Source organism: Candidatus Eisenbacteria bacterium, assembly GCA_016235265.1.
Classification (GTDB): domain Bacteria; phylum Eisenbacteria; class RBG-16-71-46; order RBG-16-71-46; family JACRLI01; genus JACRLI01.
Map to the genome: position 1 here is coordinate 128,285 of JACRLI010000009.1, position 18,935 is coordinate 147,219.

General features: G+C 71.4%; 17 protein-coding genes. 5 read left to right on the top strand and 12 right to left on the bottom strand.

What is annotated here, in order from left to right:
* Window positions 1–93 precede the first annotated feature (93 nt).
* The 5 genes from HZB25_05225 (at window position 94) to HZB25_05245 (ending at window position 4,149) form a co-directional block, all read left to right on the top strand.
* Window positions 94–771 (top strand): tetratricopeptide repeat protein, encoded by a 678-nt coding sequence (locus HZB25_05225; protein MBI5836627.1) that lies wholly within the window; start codon window positions 94–96, stop codon window positions 769–771.
* Between the two features lie 96 nt (window positions 772–867).
* The gene (locus HZB25_05230) at window positions 868–2,655 is read left to right on the top strand and encodes a glycoside hydrolase (GenBank protein ID MBI5836628.1); all 1,788 of its coding nucleotides are present in this window, start codon (window positions 868–870) and stop codon (window positions 2,653–2,655) included.
* Window position 2,656: 1 nt separating this feature from the next.
* A complete protein-coding gene (locus tag HZB25_05235; protein ID MBI5836629.1) occupies window positions 2,657–2,977 on the top strand; it encodes a hypothetical protein in 321 nt (106 codons plus the stop codon).
* A gap of 54 nt (window positions 2,978–3,031) precedes the next feature.
* Window positions 3,032–3,478: a hypothetical protein gene (locus HZB25_05240; GenBank protein ID MBI5836630.1), complete on the top strand. Its 447-nt coding sequence runs from the start codon at window positions 3,032–3,034 to the stop codon at window positions 3,476–3,478.
* Between the two features lie 191 nt (window positions 3,479–3,669).
* Complete coding sequence (locus tag HZB25_05245; GenBank protein MBI5836631.1) at window positions 3,670–4,149, top strand: hypothetical protein; 480 nt, start codon at window positions 3,670–3,672, stop codon at window positions 4,147–4,149.
* 710 nt (window positions 4,150–4,859) lie between these two features.
* Here HZB25_05245 and HZB25_05250 read toward each other — a convergent pair.
* From HZB25_05250 to HZB25_05305, 12 genes are all read right to left on the bottom strand, one after another.
* Window positions 4,860–5,465 (bottom strand): hypothetical protein, encoded by a 606-nt coding sequence (locus HZB25_05250; protein MBI5836632.1) that lies wholly within the window; start codon window positions 5,463–5,465, stop codon window positions 4,860–4,862.
* Window positions 5,466–5,666: 201 nt separating this feature from the next.
* The gene (locus tag HZB25_05255) at window positions 5,667–7,373 is read right to left on the bottom strand and encodes a hypothetical protein (protein MBI5836633.1); all 1,707 of its coding nucleotides are present in this window, start codon (window positions 7,371–7,373) and stop codon (window positions 5,667–5,669) included.
* Window positions 7,370–8,542: a zf-HC2 domain-containing protein gene (locus HZB25_05260; protein ID MBI5836634.1), complete on the bottom strand. Its 1,173-nt coding sequence runs from the start codon at window positions 8,540–8,542 to the stop codon at window positions 7,370–7,372. Before HZB25_05260 ends, HZB25_05255 begins: the two co-directional genes overlap by 4 nt.
* Window positions 8,539–9,084: an RNA polymerase sigma factor gene (locus HZB25_05265; protein ID MBI5836635.1), complete on the bottom strand. Its 546-nt coding sequence runs from the start codon at window positions 9,082–9,084 to the stop codon at window positions 8,539–8,541. The genes HZB25_05260 and HZB25_05265 overlap by 4 nt, the downstream gene beginning before the upstream one ends.
* A gap of 171 nt (window positions 9,085–9,255) precedes the next feature.
* Window positions 9,256–11,736 (bottom strand): leucine--tRNA ligase, encoded by a 2,481-nt coding sequence (locus HZB25_05270; protein ID MBI5836636.1) that lies wholly within the window; start codon window positions 11,734–11,736, stop codon window positions 9,256–9,258.
* 32 nt (window positions 11,737–11,768) lie between these two features.
* A complete protein-coding gene (locus HZB25_05275) occupies window positions 11,769–12,893 on the bottom strand; it encodes a DegT/DnrJ/EryC1/StrS family aminotransferase (protein ID MBI5836637.1) in 1,125 nt (374 codons plus the stop codon).
* Between the two features lie 25 nt (window positions 12,894–12,918).
* Window positions 12,919–13,680, bottom strand: a complete 762-nt coding sequence (locus tag HZB25_05280; GenBank protein MBI5836638.1) for an N-acetyltransferase — start codon at window positions 13,678–13,680, stop codon at window positions 12,919–12,921.
* 88 nt (window positions 13,681–13,768) lie between these two features.
* Window positions 13,769–14,773, bottom strand: a complete 1,005-nt coding sequence (locus HZB25_05285; GenBank protein ID MBI5836639.1) for a Gfo/Idh/MocA family oxidoreductase — start codon at window positions 14,771–14,773, stop codon at window positions 13,769–13,771.
* Window positions 14,773–15,783 carry a hypothetical protein gene (locus tag HZB25_05290; protein MBI5836640.1) on the bottom strand — a complete coding sequence of 337 codons (1,011 nt, stop codon included), beginning with the start codon at window positions 15,781–15,783 and terminating at the stop codon, window positions 14,773–14,775. The genes HZB25_05285 and HZB25_05290 overlap by 1 nt, the downstream gene beginning before the upstream one ends.
* A complete protein-coding gene (locus HZB25_05295) occupies window positions 15,780–16,379 on the bottom strand; it encodes an LptE family protein (protein MBI5836641.1) in 600 nt (199 codons plus the stop codon). The genes HZB25_05290 and HZB25_05295 overlap by 4 nt, the downstream gene beginning before the upstream one ends.
* Window positions 16,363–17,811: a sigma-54-dependent Fis family transcriptional regulator gene (locus tag HZB25_05300; protein ID MBI5836642.1), complete on the bottom strand. Its 1,449-nt coding sequence runs from the start codon at window positions 17,809–17,811 to the stop codon at window positions 16,363–16,365. The genes HZB25_05295 and HZB25_05300 overlap by 17 nt, the downstream gene beginning before the upstream one ends.
* Window positions 17,801–18,853: a PAS domain-containing protein gene (locus HZB25_05305; GenBank protein MBI5836643.1), complete on the bottom strand. Its 1,053-nt coding sequence runs from the start codon at window positions 18,851–18,853 to the stop codon at window positions 17,801–17,803. Before HZB25_05305 ends, HZB25_05300 begins: the two co-directional genes overlap by 11 nt.
* Between the last annotated feature and the right edge of the window lie 82 nt (window positions 18,854–18,935).

Below are 18,935 nucleotides of genomic sequence, written 5' to 3' on the forward strand. Positions count from 1 at the left end.
TCCGGCCGTTACCATGCTTTTCTTGGAATTCACAGGGGTTTCCGGCGCGCCCCGCGGCGCGCCGGTTGTGCGATGGGAGTGCCAGGCCAGCCAATGAGCGATAAACTGACCCGCAAGGAACTGCGCGAAGATCCGGTAATTGCATTTTTCACAGAGACTTACGAGTGGGTCGAGACCCACTCCCGCGAGGTCCTGATCGGGCTGGGCGCGGTGGTGCTGCTGGTGGTGCTGGGAATCTTCTGGCAGGGCCAGGGCCGGCGGAACGAGGAGCAGGCGGCCGAATTGCTGCTCCGCGGCAAGTACCAGATGATGTCCGGGGACTACAACGGCGCGCTGGCCGCCTTCAAGGAGATCCAGCAGCGCTACGCGGGCACGCCCACCGCGAAGCGGGCGCTGCGCGACGAGGCCGACGCCAACTTCGACATGGGCAAGATCCCCGAGGCCCAGAAGCTGTACCAGAAGTTCGCGGACAAGGTCGGCATCAAGGACATCGAGGGCCGCGCCGGGCTGACCGGGGTGGCCGCGTGCCTGGAGCAGCAGCGGCAGTTCGACAAGGCCGCCGAGGCGTACGGCAGGGTGGCGGACCTCCCGGAGGGCAGCGACCTCACGCCCATGGCCCTGTGGGCCCAGGGGCGGTGCTGGGCGCAGGCCGGCAAGTTCGACAAGTCGGAGGCCGCCTACCAGCGGATCCTCTCCGAGCACCGCACCTCCCGCTACGCCGGACCGGCGCGGGAGGCCATCGCCGAGGTCAAGGCCCGCGCGGCGAAGTAGCCTGCAGCCGGCCGAGGGCGCGGCAGAGCGGCATCCGGACGCCGGAGCAGGACCCAGCAGGGTCGGCTCCGGCGTTCTCTCTTCCAAGGAGGGACCGTGAGAAAGGTGCGCGTGGCGCTCCTGTGGCACATGCACCAGCCGCACTACGAGGACCCGGCCACCGGCCAGCTGGCCCTGCCGTGGGTGCGACTGCACGCCGCCAAGGACTACGTGGACATGGTGGAGCGCATGGAGGCGCACCCGACGCTGCGCTCCACGTTCAACCTGGTGCCCTCGCTGCTGGACCAGGTGGACGCCTACCTCGCCGGCCGGCGGGACGACTGCCAGGTCGTGGCCGAGCGCGACGCGGACACGCTGGATGGCTCCGCGCGCCGCTTCGGCCTGCGGCACTTCTTTTCGCTGAACGCGAAACTGGGCATCGCCCGCTGGCCGCGCCTGGCCGAGTTGCGCGCCCGGCTGCGCGATGGCTGGGCTGCGCTCTCCGATGCCGAGCTGGAACGGCTGTTCCCCGCGCAGGACATGCGCGACCTGGCCACCATCTTCCACCTGGGCTGGCTGGACCGCCGCCACTGGGAGCGGTGCGGCGTGGCCGACCTGGCCGCGCGCGGCCGCGACTTCACCGAGGCCGAAAAGCACCGCGTGCTGCAGGCCCACCTGGACGTGTTGAGCCGCATGGTGCCCGCCTACCGCGCGGCCGCCGAGGCCGGGCGCATCGAGATCAGCTGCACCCCGTACTATCACCCCATCCTGCCGCTGCTGCTGGACCCGCGCGCGGCGTGGGAAGCCCTGCCGGATCTCGAGCTGCCGCGCACGCGGTGGCACTTTCCGGAGGATGCCGGCTGGCAGGTGCGCACCGCGCTCGAGGACATGAAGCGTCGCTTCGGGGCGCGGCCGGCCGGAATGTGGCCGTCGGAAGGCAGCGTCAGCCAGGCGGTGGCCCACCTGCTGGCGGAGGAGGGGGTCGCGTGGGCGGCCTCCGACGAGAACGTGCTGGCGTGCTCCCTGGGTATCCCGCCCGGCCCCTCCCGCGACGTGCGCGAGGTGCTCTACCAGCCCTTCGCCGTGGAGCACGCCGGTCGCCGCCTGCTCATGTTCTTCCGCGACCAGGAACTGAGCGACCGCATCGGCTTCGCCTACCAGTCGGTGGATCCCGAGGTCGCGGTGCGGGACTTCATGTCGCGGCTGGAGCGGATCGGGAAGGACTGGCGCGGCCCGTTCGACCCGGTGGTCACCGTGGCCCTGGACGGCGAGAATTGCTGGGAGGGCTACGAGGACGACGGCGAGCCGTTCCTGGAGGCGCTCTACCGCGCGCTGGAGTCCACTCCCTGGATCCGCACCGTCACCTTCTCGGAGATCGTGGCCGAAAGCGCGGCGGAGGCGCCGGCGCTGCGGCACCTGTTCGCCGGTTCGTGGATCCACCACAACTTCCGCGTGTGGATCGGCCATCCCGAGGACAACACCGCCTGGGACCTGCTGGTGCAGGCCCGCGAGGCCCTGGAGCACGCCCTGCGCGCCGGCACGCTCACCTCCGCGGCGCGCGAGGAAGCGTGGCGCCACATCGGGGCCGCCGAGGGCAGCGACTGGTTCTGGTGGTACGGCGACGACCACTTCACCGACGACGCCGACATCTTCGACCGGCTGTTCCTGGCCCGCCTGCAGGCCGTCTACCGCGTGGTGGGCCAGCCGGCGCCGGCGCGTCTGTCGCAGCCGGTGAAGCGGCCGGAGACCCGGCAGGCCTTCAGTGCCCCGGTGGGCCTGGTGCGCCCGGTGATTGACGGCGAAGTGAGCCACTTCTACGAGTGGCGCATGGCGGGCTGCATCGAGCCCGGGGCGCAGGGCGGGGCCATGCACGCCGGGCGCAGGCCTGGCGGAGGCCGGGCTTGAAGTGGCCCTGGAAATCTGGGAACCTGTGCGCGCGCGGCTGTGGCTTCCGGGGATTGATCCCGGCGAGCAGGGCCCGCTCGAAGTGGAGCGCTGGGAGGAGGGGAGCTGGCAGGTGGGAGGGGCCGTGGGCGTGTGCGCGACGCGGGCCATCACCGAGCTCAGCGTGCCCCTGCGCGACCTGGGGCTCATCGCCGGCGACCGGATGCAGTTCGTCGTCCGGCTGGAAACACCCGACGGGGCGCACGAACTGGTGCCCGCGTCCTCGGCCATCACCCTGGAGGTGCCCGGCGAGGACTTCGAGGGCACGCTGTGGTCCGCTTGAGGTCCGTCGTACGTCCGCCCACCCCCTAACTTACCAAGGAATGAGGGACCAGCAATGCACGTCCCGGGTCTGTCGCGGAGCTTCATCCTGCAGGACAAGTTCTGGCTGCTGCGGAAAGTCTCGAGCCTGCTGCGCTACGTGGCGTGGTTCGTGCTCGGCGCGGGGTTGCTGCTGGTGGGCGCGGCGCTGGTGATGGTGCTGGTCCGCCACGACATGGCGCTGCTGCCGGTGGTCCCGGGGCTGGTGCTCTCGGTGGCCATCGGGTTCGTGTACCTGCTCTTCGCCAGCGAGTGGATCCAGGTGATGCTGGACATCGAGGAGAATACCCGCCGCACCGCGCTGGTGATGACCGACCTGTTCGCGCGGCTGTACCCGCATGCCGTGGCGCCGCCGGTCACGCCGCCGGTGCCGGGCATGCCGCCGCTGCCGGGCTCGGCGCCGCCGGTCGCGCCGGTGATGCCCCCGGGGGTGATCCCGCCGCAGGGACCGGACACCCGGTAGCTTCAGACATCCGGAGGCTGCCATGCTTCGCTCCCAGGTCGCCGTCATTGTCCCCGCTCTCGCTCTCGCGCTTGGCGCCGGCCTCGCATCACGGGTGTGGGCGGCCGAGGTCGTGAACTTCGACTTCTACCCGGACCTTTCGCCGGTTCCCGTGGGCTACACCATCCACGACCAATGGAGGGGCCTGGGCGATGACGGCCTACGATGTTCACGGGCAGGTCGTCGCAGAGGAATTCAACAGCGGGGGAGGGCACCTGACAGTGTTCAGCCTTCCCGCTCCGGTCGTGGCCATGTTGCGAATGAAGGAAGTCGGGCAGGGGGTTGATGACTTTACTTTCAACACCCCCGTGCTGCCGGGGACCGTGGATGTCCCCGAACGCGGGGCGGCGCGTGGCTCCGCGGTGTCGTTGCGCGTCTGTCCCAATCCCGGGCATGGTTCCGCCGGGTTGAGGATCCTCGCTGCCGGCCCCGGGTCGCTCCAGTTGGTCATCCGCATTCACGACCTTGGCGGTCGGCTTGTGCGGACCTTCGCGCCCGGCCGCCTGCCGGCCCATCTGGTCAACTGGGACGGACGTGACGACGGTGGTCGCTCCGTCCCCTCGGGCGTGTACCTCGTGCGCTGGACCGGCGGCGGCCTGAGCAAGTCCTCCCGGGTGACCTACATCAAGTAGCAGTGACAAGAGCTCTCTTCTCCAAGGCCAGCGTCGGCCCGTGGGTGGTAGACTCTTCCGGATACCCCAACCGCGGAGGTCGCCTATGTCCGTGCTCTTGGTACTCGCAATCCTAGTGGCGCTGCTCGGCGCCTTCTTCGTTTCCAGGGGTACCGGCGGTGTGGCTGCGATTTGCTTCGCATGTTTGTTGGCCATCTGCGCCAGGATCGCGCAGGCGGGGGCTCATCAACGAGAGCTTCGTGGACTCCTTTTGCGGGCGAGCGGGGGGGTGGCAGGCGCTGAAGATCTTGGACCGCAGCAGAGCGATGAGAGGCAGTTGCGAATCTGTCCCAAGTGCATGGAGAACGTCTCGGTGCTCCTCACCGAGAGGCGTTGTCCGAAGTGCGGGGAGGTTTCAGGGGGACCGTGGCCTCGACCATCCGAGAACGCATCCTCCTGACGATTGACCGCCAGCAGACAGAAGGCCCCGGTAGGTACATGGTGGCGCCGATGTCCCGGCGCCGGGGGATCAGGCGGTAGGCCTGGATGTAGGGCTCGTTTACGGCCATCCCTGCGCCTTCCGAGTCGCTTCGCGGCGCATCTAACCGATTGTCGTATAAGGTATATTATGTCAACTATCGGATAAGGTGCCCCAAGCTGCTCAAGCCGCGGATCCCGCGCTCCCTGCACCGCCCTCCCGGGGCATCCCGGGCCCCGCTCCCTCCGGTCCCCTATTGCGACCCGGATTCCACCTCGGAGTGCGGATGCAGGATCTTGTGCAGTTCCGCGGCGATCTTCTCGGCCAGGTTCCCCAGGCGCACGTCGGAGCTCTCGGAAGTGTTCATCAGCGTCACTTCGCGGGCGTATTGCGTGGGCATCTGGGCGGTGGGCTCGCCGGAGCTCTTGCCGCCGCTGCTGCTGGCGCCCGAGGGGGCGCCGCCGCCGCCGCTGGCCTGGGCGCCCCCGGTGCTGTACTGGGCCCCCTTGGTCTGGGCTCCCTCGTGGCGCGACTCGGGCAGGAAGCCGCGGGTGGCCTTGCCGGCCTGGTAGCGGAACACCTCTGCCGCCCGGGGCTTGACGCTCCAGATGCCCACCGAGGGGCCGTTGGCGCCCTGCGTGGCGTACATCAGCCCGTCCACCTTCAGGCGCCTGAGGACCACGGCCGCGGTGGCGCTGTCGGGCTCCACGCCGCGGGCGGCGCGCGCGATGAGCGAATCCATGGCGGTGCGCGCTTCCGGGCGCTGGAGCAGCAGGTCAGCCATCTCGGGGGTCATGAGCAGCTCGAAGGTGTTCTTCTCGACCAGCTGGTCCACCAGCGCCGCCTGCAGCGTGGGCATTTCCGGGCATGCCCTTGCGCACCGGAACGGGATCAGGGCCAGGCGCGTGGGCACGGGCAGCTCATCGGCCTGTTGCGCGCGCGCCGGGGGGCTCGCGAGGAGCCCCAGGGCGCAGGCCGCCGTCAACAGGGCGCGCGGGGTCGCGCTCCGGGACCGAGTGCGTGGGGACGGGAACCGTTCCATCCTGGAACCTCCGGGCTTTCAGCGGCCTGCGGTGGTGATCCGAATGCTCGAGTTGACGGCCTGCAGGGTCACCTGGGCCTCGCCCCCGCCGATCGTCGCCTCGCCCCGCTGCCAGTCGCCCGTGTCGGCGCGGCGCATCGGGAGGTCCGAGTAGATGGTGCCGAAGTTGGTGGCCGCCTGGATGGCGGCCGAGCCGGCGCGCGGCACCTCCAGGGTGAGCGTGCCGAAACGGTTCACGGCGTCGTAGCGCCGCCCCGCGCCGCCCTCGGGAATCCGGAGCAGCATGGGCGCGGATTCCCCGCTCAGCTTCACGTCCCCCCCCGGATTCTCCACCCGCACGGTGCAGTAGCGGGTCTGCAGATCCTGCGGCTGGCCCACGAACGATGTGGCCAGGGAGCCGTCGAAGCACTGGGCGTTCAGCGTGCCCGCCACCTGGGAAATCTCCGTGCGCGCCATCTGGGTGTTCAGGGTGATGTTCCCGCGCACGCTCTCCACCCCCACGGTGGCGTTCTGGGCGCTGAGCCCGATGGGGCCCACCGCGCTGCGCAGGCGCAGCGATCCGTTCCGGGCGGTCAGCTGTGCCCCGCCGCGGGCATCCTCGATGTGCATCTCGGAGTTCTGCCCGTCCACCATGAGCGCCCCGGTCACCTCGCGGATCAGCAGCACGCCGAACTGATCCACCGCGTCCAGCGTGGCGCGCGCCCGCTCCGCCTTCAGGTCGCCGTTGCGGACCTCCAGGCGGGCGGGTGAGCCGAGGTCGTGGGCCAGCAGGTCGCCGAAGGACACGCTGCCGTCCACGCGACCGGCCACGTCGGAGACGATCAGGTCCCCGTAGGCGTTGCGCACGCAGGCGCCGAGCGCGCGGGGCACCGAGAGGGTGAGGTCCACCCGGATGGCGCGGTCGGATTCGCCGCGCAGCTCCGGGATGCTGGCCAGCGCGGCGCACGCGGTGTCCATGGCCAGGTCGAGCCGCACCTGGTCGGCCAGGGCCCGGGCGTCGGCCTCCGTCATGTTTCCCTGCACCGAGATGCTCACCGCCACCCGCAGGCTCTCGTCGGCGCTCTGCACCACGCGCACGTCGCCGAAGCGGTGCGCCAGGCTCACGCGCTCGATTCCGGCCGCGGGCGCCGCGGTGCGGGTGAAGTTCCGCGTCGCCACGGTGGGCAGCGGGGTGACCCTCAGGTGGGCCTTCCAGTCCACCCAGGGGATCTCGGGACCGCTGCCGGCATTACGGGCGAAGGGGTTCGCGAGGCGCCCGAAGGCGCGCAGGACCGGCTCGAACTCGCGTGCCAGCGCGAGGGCCAGCGAGTCGGCGTTGAGCCCGGCCAGGTTGGGGATCATCGGCGCACCCTCGGGCAGCGCGGCCACGCGGGCATCCAGCTGCTCCATGCGGGCGGCGAGCGAGCGGCTGCGGACGTCCAGGTCGGCGGTGCGGCGCCTGCGTTCGGCCGGGGAGAGCGAGGAGGCGGCAGCCTGCAGGGCGCGGAACTCATCGGCGAGGGCTCGCGCCTCGGCCCGCAGGCGGGCGAAGTCATGGGCCAGCCCGGCATAGGTCACGGGCGCGGCGGGCGCGACCTTCGCACGCGGGGTCCGGGCCTGCGGGGCCGCGGCGGCCGGTGCCGGGGCGGGCGGCGGCGGAGCCGCGGCGGCCGGGGCCGGCAGGGTCGGCAGCGCGCCCGAAATCAGCAGCGCGCCCAAGGCCAGCGCCGCGAGGCGGTGTCTCATGCGGCCTCCGGGACGGACGAGGCGGGCAGGGCGGTGGAGGGCTTCGCGGCGCTCCCCCCCGCCTGCCGCGTGAGGATGGAGCGCAGGTACTCGACCTTGGCCATGTAGGCGGCCCAGGCCGCGGCGCGCACGCGCTCGTTGCCCGGGTTGAGCGCCAGGCTGGTCTGGGTATCGCGGATGTTGGCGTCCAGCTGCTCGAGGTGGGCGCGAATGGCCTCGGTGATCTCGGGGTCGGGGTCCGGGCCCAGCGAGGCGTCATCCATCGCGGCGCCCGGGACGGTGCTGGCGTTGGTGGCCGTGACGGCGCGCCGCGGGCGGGCCGAGCGCGTCAGGCCCTCGATCCACGCCTGGGCGGCCCGGGTGTAGCGCTCCGAAGCGGGCAACTCCACGCGGGCCGAGGGACCGGCCGGCGCGGCGTCCATGATGCCGGCGGACGTGGAGGCCGGTTCGAACGCGGACCCGGAGGGCGCTGTGCCGTCGCGCCCGCCGGGGAACGTCCCGCTCGCGGAGTGCGAAGCGGTGCCCGCGATTTCGCCCGGCGAATCCCACCAGCGGGCCTGGCCCGACCACAGGACGAATGCGAATGCGGCCGCCGCCGCGGCCCCGGCGGGGATCCAGCGCTGCCACTCGAAGGCGGCCAGGCCGCTGCGGCGCGGCCGGCCCTCGCGCAGACCTGCCTGGACCCGGGCCCACAGGAACGGTGAAGGCTCGGGCGCGGGCAGCTCGCGCAGCGCGGCGACCATGCCCTGAAGGTCCGCGGCCCGCTCGCGGCAGGCCGCGCAGCCGGCCAGGTGGGCTTCGACCGCGGCGCGGTGTGAAGCGTCCAGATCGCCGTCGAGGTACGAGGAGAGGCGCCACGCCTCCAGCTGCTGGCGGCACGGGGCCATGGGTGCCGGCGCGGTCGCACGGGCGAGGGCGGGAGTCACGCGCGCGCCCGCCACCGCCGGCCCCGCCAGGCGGGCCGAAATGGCCGGCCACAGGTCGCGGGACGGCTGCAGGCCGGGGAGGGAATGGAGTTCCTCCCCCACCCGCGCCATCTCGGCCTGCCGGGTGCGGCACTCGGCGCAACCCGCGAGGTGCGACGCGACTTCCGCCGCCTCGCGGGGCTCCAGGTCGCCCGCCGCATGGGCGGACAGCTGCCAGTCTTCAAATGGATGGAGGGGTTTCATGATTGACGCGCTTCCTCGCGGAACCGGCGCTCCGCCGACAGGGCCGGCGCCAGCAAATCCCTCAGCTTCGCACGGGCCTTGTGGAGCTGGGACTTCGATGTCCCCACCGACACGCCCAGCACCCTGGCGATCTCCTCGTGCTCCAGGCCCTCGATGTCGTGAAGCACCACGCTGGCCCGGTAACCCGGCGGAAGGCTCTTGATGGCCTCGTCCAGCGCCGCCTTCAGCGGCGAGGCTGCGGGAATGGCCCGCTCGATCGTCTCCGCCAGCAGCGGGTTCTCGTCGAGGCTCACCCCGGACTTGCGCCGCATGTGGCTCAGGCACGCATTCACCGTGAGCCGGTAAAACCAGGTCGAGAGCTTCGACTCTCCCCGGAACTGCGACCCGCGCTCGAAGGCGCGAATGAACACTTCCTGGGCGATGTCCTCGGCGGTGGTCGGGTTGCCGAGCACGCGCGCGGCCACCTGGTAGACGCGCCGGTGGTGGAGGCGGTAGATGGCCTCGAACGCCGACGCGTCCCCCCGGCGCAGGCCCTCGGCCAGTTCGCGCTCGGTTGGGTCTTCCGCGTAGTGATCCGCCAAGTGGGCCCGCCCGTTCTGCGTCACCAACGTTAGGACGCCCCGCGCGCACGCCGGGTTGTACGGCGCCGCGGGGCTCGCCCGGAAGTCGAAGGCACCTTGACGGTGCCACTCAAGATATTGTAACTACATAACTTAGGAGGCCACGATGCTGACGAGCTTGTCCTTCACGTAGACCACCTTCCGGAGGGCCTTGCCCGTCACCCAGGGCTGCACTCCGGGATGCGCCAGGGCAGCCTGCTTGACCTCCTCCTCCGGGGCGCCGCTCGGGGTCTCGATGCGCGCCCGCACCTTGCCGTTGACCTGGACCACCAGCTCGAAGACCTGGCGCTGGAGGGCCCGCGGGTCGGCCTTGGGCCAGCCTGACAGGAATACGCTTCCGCGGTGCCCGAGTTTCCGCCACAGCTCCTCGGCCACGTGCGGGGCGAGCGGGGCGAGCAGCAGGGTGAACCGCTCCGCGAAGTGGCGGGACAGGGCGGCGGCCGCCGGCCGCTCCCCCGCCGGCAGGGCGTTCCACGCCTGGGCCGCGTTCAGCGCCTCCATCAGCGTGCTCACGCAGGTGTTGAGGTGGAAGCGCGAGATATTCTCGCCCATCCGCTGCACCGCCCGGTGGATGGTGCCGTGCAGCTCGCGGTCCGCCGGGGACAGCGACGCGGGGTCGAGGTCGGCGTCGGCCGCGGCCATGCCCGGAAGCGCGTCGCGCATCCAGCGCCACACCCGGCCCAGGAAGCGGTAGGCGCCCATGACGCCGTCGTCGCTCCACTCGGCGTCGCGCTCCGGGGGCCCGATGAACAGCGTGTACAGCCGGCAGGTGTCCGCGCCGAACTTTGCGATCAGCGCGTCGGGGGCGACCGTGTTCTTCTTGCTCTTGCTCATCTTCACGCCGTGCCGGGTGATCATCCCCTGCGTGAACAGGTGGCCGAACGGCTCGCGAAAGCCCACCAGTCCCAGGTCGTGGAGCACCTTGGTGACGAAGCGCGCGTACAGCAGGTGCAGGATGGCGTGCTCCACCCCGCCGATGTACTGGTCCACCGGGAGCCAGCGGTTGGCCAGCGCGGTGTCGAACGCCTTGTCCTCGGCCCGCGGCGTGAGGAAGCGCAGGAAGTACCAACTGGAGTCCACGAAGGTGTCCATGGTGTCCGTCTCGCGGCGGGCCGGGCCGGAGCACTTCGGGCACGTGGCGTGCGGGAACTTCGGGTGGCGCGCCAGCGGGCTCTCGCCCCGGGAGAGGAACTCCACGTCCTCGGGCAGCACCACCGGCAGGTCCTTCTCGGGTACCGGCACGATGCCGCACTTCGGGCAGTACAGCATCGGGATGGGCGCGCCCCAGTAACGCTGGCGCGAGATCAGCCAGTCGCGCAGGCGGTACTGGGTGGTGCGTCTCCCCTTCCCTTCGGCTTCCAGCCTGTCGGCGATCTTCTCGAAGCCCTCCTGCCACGGCAGGCCGTCGTAGGGCCCTGAATTCACCATCGGCCCCTCCCCCTCCCACGCGCAGTCCCGGGGAGCGTCGGGGGGCGGCTGGATCACGGTGCGGATCGGGATGCCGTACTTGACCGCAAATTCGTAGTCGCGCTGGTCGTGGGCCGGCACGGCCATGATCGCGCCGGTGCCGTAGCCCATCAGCACGTAGTTGCCCACGTACAGCGGGATGGCCTCGCCATTGGCGGGGTTGACCACCTTGAGGCCGGTGTCCATGCCCTGCTTGTCGGTGATCTCCTGGAAGCGGCTCTCGCCCTGGGCGCGGCGCGCCTCGGCCGCGAAGGCGTGGATGGCAGCCTCGCCCGGCAGTCCCTTCACCAGCCCGGCCAGCATGGGATGTCCCGGCGAGAGCACCGCGAAGGTGGCCCCGAACAGCGTGTCCGGGCGGGTGGTGAACACCCGCAGGCTGTGGGGCGTGCCCTGCACCGGGAAGTCGATCTCCACGCCGCGGCTGCGCCCGATCCAGTTCTCCTGCATCACCCGGACCTTCTCGGGCCAGCCCTCGAGGAGCTGGAGGTCCTCCAGCAGCCGGTCGGCGTAGGCGGTGATGCGGAAGAACCACTGCTCCAGCTCCTTCAGTTCCACCTGCGTGCCGCAGCGCTCGCACGCGCCGTCGGCCAGCACCTGCTCGTTGGCCAGCACCGTGGCGCACGAGGGGCACCAGTTCACCGGGGCCTTGCCCCGGTAGGCCAGGCCCTTCTCGTACAGCTTCAGGAACAGCCACTGCGTCCAGCGGTAGTAGCCGGGGTGGCACGAGGCCACCTCGCGCTCCCAGTCCAGCCCGATGCCCCAGGCTTCGAACTGGCGGCGCATCTTGTGGATGTTGGAGAAGGTCCACTCCTTGGGGTGGATCCGGCGCTCGATGGCGGCGTTTTCGGCGGGCAGCCCGAACGCGTCCCAGCCCATGGGCGCCAGCACCTGGTGGCCGGTCATCACCAGGTGCCGGGCGATGACGTCGCCCAGGATGTAGTTGCGGCCGTGGCCCACGTGCAGGTCCCCGGAGGGGTACGGGAACATGTTCAGCACGTAGTACTTCGGCCGGCCCGAGGCCTTCAGGTCGTTGCGGAAGATGGAGTCCCTCGCCCACTCCGCCCGCCAGCGGGCCTCGATCTCGGCGAAGGGATAGTCCTCCGCCATGGTCTCCTGGGTCGCGTCCTGGCTCATGGGGCCTACCCTCGCGCGCCGCTCTTGGAACTCACGAACTCCTTCACCGCGGCCACCACCTGGTCCTGCGCCGCCGGCGGCAGTTCCGGGTACACCGGCAGCGCCAGCACTTCGCGCGCGGCCTTCTCCGAGACCGGCAGGGACCACGACTTGCTGGGCAGGTGCGCGAAGCACTCCTGCTGGTGCAGGCACAGCGGGTAGTAGACCTCGTGTCCGATCCCCTGCTCCTTCAGCGCGGCCTGCAGGGCGTCGCGCTCCTTGAGGGCGATCACGTACTGGTTGTAGATGTGGCGCATGTGCGGCAGCGCCGTGGGCGTGGTCACGCCGCTGTCCCGGAACAGCTGGTCGTAGCGGTGGGCGTTCTTCTGCCGGCCCGCGGTCCAGGCGTCCAGGTGACGCAGCTTCACGCGCAGGATGGCCGCCTGCATCTCGTCGAGGCGGCTGTTGGTGCCCACCATCCTGTGGAAGTACTTCGGCTTCGCGCCGTGCCCGCGGAGCAGGCGCACCTTCTCGGCCAGCGCCTCGTCCTCGCGCACCGTGACCATGCCGCCGTCGCCCATGGCGCCGAGGTTCTTGCTGGGGAAGAAGCTGAAGCAACCCAGCGCGCCCATGCTGCCGGCGCGGCGCCCCCGGTACTCGGAGCCGATGCTCTGCGCGGCGTCCTCGATCACCGGGATCTTCTTCGCGTCGCAGATGGCCAGGATGCGGTCCATCTCCGCGCACTGCCCGTACAGGTGCACCACGATCACCGCGCGGGTGCGGGCGGTGATGGCACGCTCCACCCCGGCCGGGTCGATGTTGTAGGTGTCGGGCAGGATGTCCACGAACACCGGCGTGGCGCCCACGTTGTGCACCGCGCCTGCGGTGGCGAAGAAGGTGAACGTGGGCACGATCACCTCGTCGCCGGGGCCGATGTCCAGGGCCTTGAGCGCCAGCAGCAGCGCGTCGGTGCCCGAGGCGCACGCGACGCCGTGCTTGCACTGCGAGTAGGCGGCCACCTCGGCCTCCAGGGCCCTGACCTCCGGGCCGAGGATGAACGCGGCCCTGTCCATCACCTGGTGGACGGCCTCCAGCACCTCCTCCTTGATGGTGGCGTACTGCGCCTTCAGATCCAGCAGCGGGACTCCCATGGACTGCTTCCTTTCACGGACCGGCCTACTCCGGCCAGCCCTGGTTCTTCAGCAACTGTTCCTCGCCCACCGGGCGCTTCACGCGCGCCGGGGAACCCATCACCACCTGCGCGGCGGGGACGTTCTTCGTCACCACCGAGCCGGCCGCCACCTGGCCGTCGGGCCCGATCTCGAGCCCCGGCAGGATCACCGCCCCGCCGCCCACCCGTCCGCCCCTGCGGATGGTCACGCCCTTGAAGTGCTTCTTGCGCTCCTCGGTGCGCCCCATGAACATGTCGTTGGTGGTGCACACCTGGGGCGCGACGAACACCCGGTCCTCCACCACGCTGTAGGCGGTGATGTAGCTCTCCGTCTCCAGCTTGACGTAGCGGCCCACGGTGCAGTCGTTCTCCACCACCACGCCGCGGCCCACGATGGTGAAGTCCCCCACCGTGACGCGCTCGCGCACGGTGGCCTGGTCGGCCACCATCACCTTGCTGCCCAGCGTGGCGCCCCGGTACACGCAGGTGGCCGCGCCCAGCAGCGAGCCGTCGCCGATCTTCGTGGGGGCCAGCACCTTGGTCTCCGGCAGGATGCTGTTGGGCGCGCGCAGCGGCCACTTCCCGAGCACGGTGTGGTCGTCGATGCGCACGTGGTCGCCCACCACGGTGTCCCTGCGGATCACCACGTGATGGCCGATCTCGCAGTCGCGCCCGATCACCACGCCCTCCTCCACCACCACGAACTCGCCCAGCGTGGTGCCTTCGCCGACCCGGGCCCCCGGGTGGATGGACTTCGTTGCGGACATTGAGCCTCCGGATATCGCAGTGCGGGCGGGTCGGCCTGCCTGCTGTTCGGTCCTGCCCGTGGCAGGCAGGATCGCCTGCCGGGCACGTCTACAGCGCCACCGGGGCGCCGTTGGCTTTCAGCGAGGCCTGCGCGGCCTCCAGGATCTGCACCGACAGCCGGCCATGGGCGCCGTCGCTGCGCGGCGGGGTGCGCTTCTCCACGCACTCCAGGAAGTGGCGGCACTCCTTCTCCAGCGGCTCTCCGCCGGGGACGCGCGGGATCACGATGTCGCCGGAGCGCACCGCCAGCGCCTGCTCGAAAGGCACGTGGCCGGCGGCCTGGATGCTCTTGTCGTGGATCCGCACCTTCTCGGACGGCTCCATGTCGTCGAACACCGCCATCTTCTTCGAGCCCACCAGCGTCACCTTGCGGGTCTTGTGCGGGTCCAGCCAGCTCACATGCACGTGCGCCATGCGCCCGCCGGGGAAGCGCAGCGTGAGGAACACCACGTCCTCGATGTCCGGCTGCAGGTAGCACGCGCCCCGGGCCGCCACGTCCACCGGCGATTCCCCGAACAGGTACAGGGCGATGGCGATGTCGTGGGGCGCGAAGCTCCACAGGGCGTTCTCATCGCGTCGCGCCTTGCCCAGGTTGATGCGCTGGGCATACAGGTAGTAGACCTCGCCCAGCTCGCCTCTCTCCACCAGCCCGCGCAGCATCTCCACCGCCGGGTGGTAGAGCAGCAGGTGGCCGGTCATGAGGATCCGGCCGCCCTTCGCGGCGGTCTCCTCCAGGCGGCGCGCGTCGGCCAGGGAGAGCGTCATGGGCTTCTCCACCAGCACGTCCTTGCCCGCCTCCAGCGCCTGCTGCGCGAGCGCGGCGTGTGTCGGCGCGGAACTGGCGATGAAGCACGCCTTTACGCTTTCGTCCTTCAGCACGTCGGCAATGTCGGGTGTGGCCCGGGCCTTCGGGGCGATCCCCGCGGCCTTGTCCAGCCGCGCGGCGTCCCGGTCGCACACCCACGCCAGGTCCACGTCCTTGAGCCGCGCCAGCAGGCGCAGCCAGTTCGAGCCCCAGTCCCCAGTCCCGACCAGCGCAACCCGCGTGCTCATCACCCCTCCTCCCGGCGCAGCCGGGTCATGGCCATTTCCACACCGTTCCACTCCAGGACTTTGCGCGCCGATCCGATCTCGCGGCGCCAGCGCAGCTGCAGCGCGGACAGGGCGCGCAGCGCGTCCACGGCGGCGGGCCCCCCGGCCCCGGCCCGCTCCGCGACGCGGCGCACCAGGGCCGCCCCGCTGGAATCCATCCGCCCGCCCAGGGCGCGGAACCGCTCCGCCGCCGGCCACACCGCGCGCCAGTCGCCGGAGGCCAGGGCGGCCTCCAGCGCCGCCTCGGCCTCCTCGATCGTCGGCCGCCGCGCTGCGCCGGCGGGGTCCGGCGCCTGCCCGCACAACGCCCCGAGCACCGCCTGCTCCAGGGCGGTGCGCAACCGGGCACCGTCGCCGCGGCAGCGCTTGTGCGCGGCGCGGAAGACCTCGTCGTCCACCGTGGAACCGGCCCCGGCCGCGGCACGCCGGCCCCAGCGGATCGCGTCATCGGCGGTGGGCGCCCCCACGTCGAGCCGCGCGGCGTGCGCGGGCAGGACGTCCGTCCAGCGCGCCGCGCCCTTGCGGCCCGCCCCGGGGGCGGCATCCTCCTGCGCGGCCAGCAGGATCAGCGCCGTGCCGGAATCCGGCGGGGGCCACAGGTGGGCCAGCGCTTCCGCGCCCTGCTTGAGCAGCGCCTCGGCGCCCTTCACCACCATGCACCGCTCCGCGGACAGCACCGGGAGCTCCATGGCCCGCGTCACCAGGTCGCGCAGCTTCACCTCGGCGGCGTGGAGGGTCTCGCGATTGAAGCTCTCCATGCCGGGAGTGACCACGCGCGCGGCCAGGGCCTCGGCCAGCTCCGCCGCCAGCACCGCGTCGCCGCCGCACAGCAGGCTCACGCGCGGCACGGGACCGGAGCCGGTCTCGATCTCCCTGCGCGTGAGGGCGCGCGGCCCGCCGCCGGGGACGGCGCCCCTGCCGGGCCCGGGGCCCTGCGCGGCCCCCCGGGAGCCGGGGCGCCTCGGCGTCACCACCTCGACACCGTCCGCGACAGGATCTCGTCGGCCACCTTGCCCACCAGCTCCCGCCGGCCGTCGGTCTCGGTGGCCGCCGGCCTGCCCCCCACCGGCACGGTGGAGTAGTTCTGCAGCTTGACGATGGTGTCGCTCCAGATGTCCTTGTTCTTCACCATGTCCTTGAAACGCACCTCCACCCGCACGCCCACACGGTATTCCTGGGCCTGCTCGCCCGCGGTGAACCCGAACACCTCGTTGCGGTACTCGATCACCGTGCCCTGGATCACCGCCTGCGCCTGCTTCTGGGGCACCACCCGCAGGTGGTTGTCCCGCACGAAGCGGTCGATCACGGCGTCGGTGAGCTCCTGGGCCAGGGTGTACTGCACGGTCTTGTTCCCAAACGTGGGGATGGCCACCGCGGTGATGTGCGACGGGATCCCGGTGCCCGCGGTGTAGGCGCAGCCCGAGCCCAGCAGCACCGCCGGGGCCAGCAGCACCGCGGCGGCGCGGAGCGCGGCGGATGCGGCCCCGCGTGCGGCGAATCCGGCCCGCGGCGCCCCGGATGCGGGCCGGCGCATGGCGACCGCGGGAGGCTCAGCGTTCCGGCGCACGCAGCCCATACGTCTTCATCCGGTAGCGCAGCTTGTCGCGGTTGAGCTGCAGCAGCTCGGCGGTGCGGCTCTGGTTCCAGTGCGCGGCCTCGGAGGCCTTGAGGATCAGGGACTTCTCCAGCTCCTCCACCCAGCGCTCCATGGGTACCCCGTCCTCGGGCCACCCGTGGCCGGAGAGCGCCTCCCCGATGCGGCCCAGCACCGAGGCGTCGCCCGGGGCGCGCGCGCCGCCGGCGCCCAGGTGCAGCAGGTGCTCCTCCTCGATGCGCCCGCCGCTTTCCAGCAGCACGGTGCGCTCCATGAGGTTCTTGAGCTCGCGGATGTTGCCGGGCCAGGCGTACCCCTCCAGCTTCGCGCGCGCCGCCGGGGAAATGTCCTGGAAGCCCTTGCGGAACGAGCGGTTGAACTGCTCCAGGAAGTACAGCGCCAGGGGCACGATATCCTCGCGGCGCTCGCGCAGCGCGGGCATGTGGATCGGCACCACCTTGAGCCGGAAGTACAGGTCCTCGCGGAACAGCCCGTTGCGGATGTTCTGTTCCAGGTCCTGGTTGGTGGCCGAGAGGATGCGCACGTTCACCGACACGTCGCGCGTGCCGCCCACCCGCTTGAAGGTCATGCGCTCCAGCACCTTCAGCAGCTTCACCTGCATGGGCACGCTCATCTCGCCCACTTCGTCGAGGAACAGGGTGCCGCCGTCGGCCAGCTCCAGCAGCCCCAGCTTCTGGGCCCGGGCGTCGGTGAAGGCGCCCTTCTCGTAGCCGAACAGCTCGCTTTCCAGCAGCTCCCGCGGGATGGCGGCGCAGTTGATCTCGAGGAACGGCTTGTCGCGCCGCCCGCTCATGTGGTGGACGAGCTGCGCGATGAGCTCCTTGCCGGTGCCGCTCTCGCCCTCGATGAGCACGCTGGTGGTGTCGCTGGCGGCCACCCGCTCCGCCACCTCGTACACCTTCTGGATGGATGGCGCGGTGCCCTGCACGAAGTCCAGCGGGAACCGGTCCGCGTGCGCCCGGCGCAGCGCCTTGAGCTCGCGGTGCAGCCGCCGCGAGTCGAGCGCCTGGCCGATGAGCAGGCTCAGCTGGTCGTGGTGAATCGGCTTGTTGGCGAAGTGGAAGGCGCCCAGCTTCATGGCCAGCACGGCGGAGTCCACGTCGCCATAGGCCGTGAGCAGGATCACCGCGAGATCGGGGTGCAGGGAGCGGGCCTTCTCCAGGACCTCCAGGCCGGTCATGTCGGGCAGCCGCAGGTCGAGCAGCAGCACATCCGGCGCGTCGCCCTCCAGGAGTGTGAGGCCCTCGGCGCCGGTGGCCGCGGTCCGGACCGCGAAGCCCTCGGCCTGCAGGCCCTGGGCCACAAACCGCCGGATGCTCTCCTCGTCGTCCACGATCCAGATGTCGCCGCGGGTGGTGGTCTCAGGCGGGGCTTCAGTCGTCATCCCGGATCTCCCAGGGCAGGAACAGGATGGCGCGGGTGCCGCCCCCCTCTTCGTCGGCCAGGCGCAGCTCGCCTCCGTGGCGCGCCGCGATCTCGTGCGCGGTGTACAGGCCGAGGCCGCGCGCCCCGGAGCGTGTGGATCGGAAAGGCTCGAACGGCGCCCGGCGCACCGCGGAGGGCAGGCCGGGCCCACGGTCCGAAACGTCAATGCGCAGCAGCGGGTCTCCCAGCTCCACCAGCGTCGCGTCGGCGGACGCCAGCGCGGCCGCGAGGGTGACCTCCGCCCCCTCGGGGGAGGCCTGCGCGGCGTTGACCGCCAGCTCCACCACGGCGCGCCGGACCTGCTCGGCGTCCAGCCGCGGCCGGCCGACCCGCGCCTCGCAGGCCAGTCGCACGCGCGCGCCGGGCACGCGCGCCGAAAGATCGCGGGCCGCCTCGCGCAGCAGATCCTCCACGCCCTTGGGCCGCAGCTCGAGCGCGGCCGGGTGGGTGATCCGCAGCAGGTCCTCGAGCAGACCGTCCAGGCGGCGCACTTCGCGCAGGATGGCGGCCACGTTTTCCTGCTGCACCGGATCCCGGGCCATCTGCCGGCCCAGGAACTCCACCCCCGAGGAAATCCCGGTGAGCGGGTTGCGGACCACGTGGGCCACGCCGGCGGTCAGCTCTCCCAGGGCCTCGAGCCGCTCCTGCATCCGGCGGCGCCGTTCCTGGTGGTCGAGGGATGCTGCCACGGCAAGCCGGACCACGATGCCGCGAGCGCCACCCTCCCCCGGCTCCAGGGGCGAGATGCCGGCGCGCACGGGATTCGGCTGCGAAGCGTCCCCCCTCGCATGGCCGGCGACCCCCAGCCGCGCCCGCCCGGTGCGCAGCACTTCGCGCGCGCATTCCACCAGCTCCGGCGAGAGAAGTTCATCGGCTCTTGGCGCCGAGCCGGCCTGGGCGAGAATCCCCAGCATGCGCGTCGCGGCCCGGTTGGCCAGGAGCACCCCGAGGTTGGCGTCGAGCAGCAGCACGGCCTGGTCCAGGCTGTCCAGGACGGACAACGCGCGGGCCTCCATGGCGGCGGACATGCCGACAGCCTAACACGCCCGGGCCGGGGTTTCAACAGTCGCAGGGATAAGCAGA

Coding starts and splice junctions, on each gene's coding strand:
- HZB25_05225 (MBI5836627.1), top strand. CDS start 94: ATGAGCGATAAACTGACCCGCAAGGAACTGCGCGAAGATCCGGTAATT.
- HZB25_05240 (MBI5836630.1), top strand. CDS start 3,032: ATGCACGTCCCGGGTCTGTCGCGGAGCTTCATCCTGCAGGACAAGTTC.
- HZB25_05245 (MBI5836631.1), top strand. CDS start 3,670: ATGACGGCCTACGATGTTCACGGGCAGGTCGTCGCAGAGGAATTCAAC.
- HZB25_05250 (MBI5836632.1), bottom strand. CDS start 5,465: ATGCCCACGCTGCAGGCGGCGCTGGTGGACCAGCTGGTCGAGAAGAAC.
- HZB25_05255 (MBI5836633.1), bottom strand. CDS start 7,373: ATGAGACACCGCCTCGCGGCGCTGGCCTTGGGCGCGCTGCTGATTTCG.
- HZB25_05260 (MBI5836634.1), bottom strand. CDS start 8,542: ATGAAACCCCTCCATCCATTTGAAGACTGGCAGCTGTCCGCCCATGCG.
- HZB25_05270 (MBI5836636.1), bottom strand. CDS start 11,736: ATGGCGGAGGACTATCCCTTCGCCGAGATCGAGGCCCGCTGGCGGGCG.
- HZB25_05275 (MBI5836637.1), bottom strand. CDS start 12,893: ATGGGAGTCCCGCTGCTGGATCTGAAGGCGCAGTACGCCACCATCAAG.
- HZB25_05280 (MBI5836638.1), bottom strand. CDS start 13,680: ATGTCCGCAACGAAGTCCATCCACCCGGGGGCCCGGGTCGGCGAAGGC.
- HZB25_05285 (MBI5836639.1), bottom strand. CDS start 14,773: ATGAGCACGCGGGTTGCGCTGGTCGGGACTGGGGACTGGGGCTCGAAC.
- HZB25_05300 (MBI5836642.1), bottom strand. CDS start 17,811: ATGACGACTGAAGCCCCGCCTGAGACCACCACCCGCGGCGACATCTGG.